At 75.9% G+C, this 3,462-nt stretch carries 2 protein-coding genes; both read left to right on the top strand.

Going from position 1 to position 3,462, the window contains the following annotated elements:
- A partial coding sequence (locus ACFUEL_RS37195; protein ID WP_380242247.1) for a response regulator occupies positions 1 to 2,559 on the top strand: 2,559 nt, incomplete at its 5' end.
- 4 nt (positions 2,560 to 2,563) lie between these two features.
- Positions 2,564 to 3,462: ANTAR domain-containing protein (locus ACFUEL_RS37190; protein ID WP_380242245.1), on the top strand; the 899-nt coding region annotated here is incomplete at its 3' end.

Here is a 3,462-nt window from a genome sequence, read left to right as displayed (position 1 = left end):
GGCGGCCAGGCCGAGGTGGAGGGCGTCTCCGGCACCTGGAAGCGGCTCACCGAGAACGTCAACGAGCTGGCCGGGAACCTGACCCGGCAGGTCCGAGCGATCGCCGAGGTGACCGGCGCGGTCACCGCCGGCGACCTGACCCGCTCGATCACCGTGGACGCCTCCGGCGAGGTCGCCGACCTGAAGGACAACATCAACGTGATGGTCGGCTCGCTGCGCGAGACCACCCGGGCCAACGAGGAACAGGACTGGCTGAAGACCCACCTGGCCCGGCTCACCGCCCTCATCCAGGGCCGGCGCGAACCGGCCGCGGTAGCCGAACTGCTGATGGACGAGCTGTGCCCGCTGCTGGGCGCCCAGTACGGCACCTGCTACCTCGCCGAGGACACCGAGGACGGCACCGTGCTCAGCCGGGCCGCCGCCTACGGCCACCACTACGCCGACACCCCGCGCCGGTTCGGCCTCGGCGAGTCGCTGATCGGCCAGGCCGGGCGCAGCCGCCGCCCCATCGCGATCGCCGAACTCCCGCCCGGCTACGCCGAGATCGGCTCCGGACTGGGCTCGGCAACGCCCCGCGAACTGCTGATCCAGCCGATCACCATGGAGGACAAGCTGCTCGGCGTGGTCGAGGTCGCCACCCTGCACCACTTCACCGACCTGCACCGGGACTTCCTGGAGCGGCTGGCCCAGGACATCGGCACCACCCTGGCAACCCTGCTGGCCAACGCCAGGACCGACGAACTGCTCCGCGAGTCGCGCCGGCTCACCTCCGAACTGCGGGCCCGCTCCGAACAGTTGGTCGACGGCCAGGAGGAGCTGCGGCGCTCCAACGCCGAACTCGGCGAGAAGGCCGAGCTGCTCGCCGCACAGAACCGCGACATCGAGGCCAAGAACCTCCAGATCGAACAGGCCCGCCGCGAACTGGAGGAGCGCGCCCGCCAGTTGACCCGCACCTCGATGTACAAGTCGGAGTTCCTGGCCAACATGAGCCACGAACTGCGCACCCCGCTGAACAGCCTGCTGATCCTGGCCCAACTGCTCGCCCAGAACCCCGAGGGCAACCTCAGCGGCAAGCAGGTCGAGTACGCCGAGGTGATCCGCTCGGCCGGATCCGACCTGCTCCAGCTGATCAACGACATCCTCGACCTGTCGAAGGTCGAGGCGGGCAAACTCGACGTCGCCGTCGAACCGTTCGAGCTGCGCGAACTGCTCGACTACGTGGACACCACCTTCCGCCCGCTGGCCGCCGAGAAGGGGCTCGACTTCCGGATCGCCACCGCGCCCGGCGCGCCCGAACACCTGCACACCGACCAGGCCCGGCTGCGCCAGATCCTGCGCAACCTGCTGTCCAACGCGGTGAAGTTCACCGACCGCGGCTTCGTCGAACTCTCCGTCGAACCCGCCCGGCCCGGCGAACTGCCCACCGAGCGGCGCGACCTGGCCGCCGTCGCGTTCCGCGTCCAGGACTCCGGGATCGGCATCGGCGCCGACCACCTGGAGTCCATCTTCGGCGCCTTCCAGCAGGCCGACGGCACCACCAGCCGCAAGTACGGCGGCACCGGCCTCGGCCTGTCCATCAGCCGCGAACTCGCCCGGCTGCTCGGCGGCGCCGTCAGCGCCGAATCGGTGCCCGGCGAGGGCAGCCGCTTCACCCTGCTGCTGCCCGCCGCGCGCAGCGGCACCGCAACGGACGCGGACCCCGGCAGCGCCGGACACCGGGGCGGGGAACGCCGCATCCTGGTGGTCGAACCCGACCCGCCCGGCCTGCTCACCCTGCTCACCCGCAGCGGCGTCACCGGCCGCGACCCGGGCACCACCGTCGACAGCGCGGGCGACCCGGACAGCGCGCTCGCCGCCCTCGACCGCACCCCCCACGACCTGGTCGTCCTCGACCTCGGCCTGCCCGAGGACGGCGCCCGCACCCTGCTCGGCGCCCTCGAACAGCGCGCCGATCCCCTCCCCGTCCTCGGGCACACCGGCGGCGCCGAGTCGGCCCTCCCGGCCACCGGCCGGCTGGAGGTCGCCACCGGCCTGGACGAACTGCGCGAACGCATCGCCCGCTTCGCCGACGGGCCGGGCGCCGATGACGGGCCGGGCACGGACGGGTCGGGCGCCGGCGGCGGGCCGGGAACGGCCGGCGGGCCGGGCGCGGACGACGGGCCGCCCGCCGCACCCGTCGGCCGCCTCGCCGGGCGCACCGTGCTGGTCATCGACGACGACCCGCGCAACGTCTACGCCCTCAGCACCGCGCTCGAGCTGGAGGGCGCCACCGCCCTGCACGCCGCCAACGGCCGCACCGGCCTCGCCCTGCTGCGCGCCCACCCCGAGACCGACCTGGTCCTGATGGACCTGATGATGCCCGAACTCGACGGCTACGCCGCCACCGCCGCCATCCGCGAGAGCACCGACCACGCCACCGTCCCGATCGTGGCCGTCACCGCCAAGGCCATGCCCGACGACCGGGCCCGCAGCCTCGCGGCCGGAGCCGACGACCACCTCACCAAACCCGTCGACGCCGACGAGCTGATCACCACCGTGCAGCGCTGGGTGGAGGGCTGACGGCATGAACCAGCCGAACCCGACCGGCGGGCCCCCCGAGCCCGAGGAGCGTCCGGGCGTGCAGCAGCTGCTGGCGCTGCGGCTGCGCGGCGCCCAGGCCGAGACCGAGGAACTGCGCGCCGCGCTCGCCGTCCGCCCGCTCACCGCGCTGGCCACCGGCGTCCTGGCCGAACGCCTGGGCTGCGGACCGGCCGAGGCCGGGGCCCAGCTGCTCGCCCTGGCCGAACGCGCCCACCTCGGGCCGCAGGAACTCGCCGCCGACATCCTCACCACCCTGCCCGCCGCCACCACCCCCACCACCGGGCCCGGCCCCGCGCCGCCCGCGCCGCCCACCGCCCCGCCCGACCGGTCGGCGCCCGTCGTCGAGGCCGCCCTCACCCAGGCCGCCGACATGCTCGGGGCCGCCGCCGCCGTCCTGTGGACCGTCCAGCCCGGTGGCGCCCTGCACCCCGCCGCCGCGCCCGGCTTCACCGAAGCCGAACGCGCCGCCTGGCGGCACGTCCCGCCCGGCCTGCCCACCCCCGCCCAGCAGGCCCTGGCCCGCGGCGCCGAACTCGGCCCCACCGGGCCGGTCACCGCCACCCTCGGCGCCGACCGCGCCCCCTACCGCCTCGCCGTCCCGCTGCACCGCGCCGCCGGCCCCGCCGCCGTCCTCGAACTCGCCTGGCCGCAGCGCCCGCCCGACCCCACCCCCGCCGAACGCCGCCGCCTGCGGGTCGCCGCCGAGGTCGGTGCCCTCGCCCTGACCGACCGCCCCGACCCCGCCGCCGCGGGCGCGGGCGCCCGCCCCGCCACCGCCCCCCAGGACGCCGCGCTCGCCCCCCCCCCCCCCCCCGCCCCCCCCCCCCCCCCCGGGCCCCCCCCCCCCCCCCCCCTGCGCCGCCGCAACCCCCCCCTAACCCA

Origin of the sequence: Kitasatospora sp. NPDC057198, assembly GCF_042670125.1 — a bacterium.
Lineage (GTDB): Bacteria > Actinomycetota > Actinomycetes > Streptomycetales > Streptomycetaceae > Kitasatospora.
The sequence above is the reverse complement of the archived record's forward strand: the minus strand, read 5'-3'. Positions and strand labels throughout refer to the sequence as shown.